Source organism: Streptomyces sp. NPDC059371, from assembly GCF_042751995.1.
In the GTDB taxonomy this organism is placed as follows: domain Bacteria; phylum Actinomycetota; class Actinomycetes; order Streptomycetales; family Streptomycetaceae; genus Streptomyces.
In genome coordinates this window covers 19373-20597 of the sequence record NZ_JBHYXD010000058.1, presented here as the reverse complement: position 1 = coordinate 20597, position 1225 = coordinate 19373, and the positions used below count along the sequence as shown (strand labels likewise).

Annotated in this window: 1 pseudogene; it reads left to right on the top strand. The window is 68.8% G+C overall.

Annotation, left to right across the window (positions count from 1 at the left end):
• A pseudogene (locus tag ACFXGX_RS27520) lies at nt 1–1105 on the top strand (Ig-like domain repeat protein); the annotation flags it as partial.
• Between the last annotated feature and the right edge of the window lie 120 nt (nt 1106–1225).

The window sequence follows — 1225 nt, the reverse complement described above, 5'->3', positions numbered from 1 at the left end:
GACAGGCAAAGAACTGACCCCCGTCACCACCACCGACGACGGAACGTTCACCTTCACCGACACCCCCATCGCCGAAGGCGACGCGAAGTACACCGTCTCCTACGCCGGCGACACCGGCCACGCCCCGGCATCCACCACACGGACCGTGACCGTCTCCCGCAGCACCACCACGCTGACCGCGACCGCGCCCGCCACGGCCACCCGTGCCAAGTCGCTGACCGTCACCGGCAAGATCGCCAACGCCGACGCGCTGCCGGCCGGCACGGTGCTCGCGGTGAAGCGGACGGACCTGGAATCCCCGTCGGGCAAGGCGCTGGCCTCGGTGAAGACCAAGGCGGACGGCACCTTCTCCTTCACCGACACCCCGCCCGCGGGCGGCGACGTGAAGTACGCCGTCTCCTACGCGGGCGACGCGACCCGCGCCGCGGCGTCGGGCTCCGACACGGTGGCCGTCTCCCGGACCGCCACCACGCTGAGCCTGAACAACAACGACACGGTGTACGCGTACGACAAGGACGTCACCTTCACCGCGCACCTCGGCACCGCCTACAAGAACCGCACGGTGGAAATCTGGGCCAACCCCTTCGGCTCGGACAAGCCCAACGTCCTGGTGAAGAAGGCGACCGTCAACTCCAGCGGAAACATCTCCGCCGTGGTGGACATGAAGCGGGACACCACAGTCACCGCGGTCTTCGCCGGTGACGCCCGCACCGCCCCGAAGTCGGTCAAGGTCACCGCGTACGCCCAGGTGAGTGTCTCCACCTCGCTGACGAAGTACTACAAGACGGGCAAGGTCGGCGGGAGCTCCGAGACGTACTACTGGTACCGCAAGAACATCGGCCCGCTGTTCACCACCAACATGAGCTACTACTCGGGCCGCCACCACCGACTGGACATCGACGTCTACGTCCAGGGCAAGTGGCACCGCGGTTTCGAGAAGTACTACGCACTGGGCACCAACGGCAAGAGCGTCATCGACCTCGGCGCCTCCGACGAGGCGGGTCTGCGCGTCCGGATCCGGTCGGCCTACATCAACGGCTCCTCCGGCGACGACGTCAACTCCACCACCTACAGCTCCTGGAAGTACATCTACTTCACCAACTGACCTGAGGCTCCGGGGGGGGGGGGGGGGGCCCCCCCCCCGCCCCGGGGGGGGGGGCCGGGGGGAGTGATGCGGGGGGCCCCGGGCGGCGGGGCGCGAGACAGCGCGGCGGAACCCCGCGGG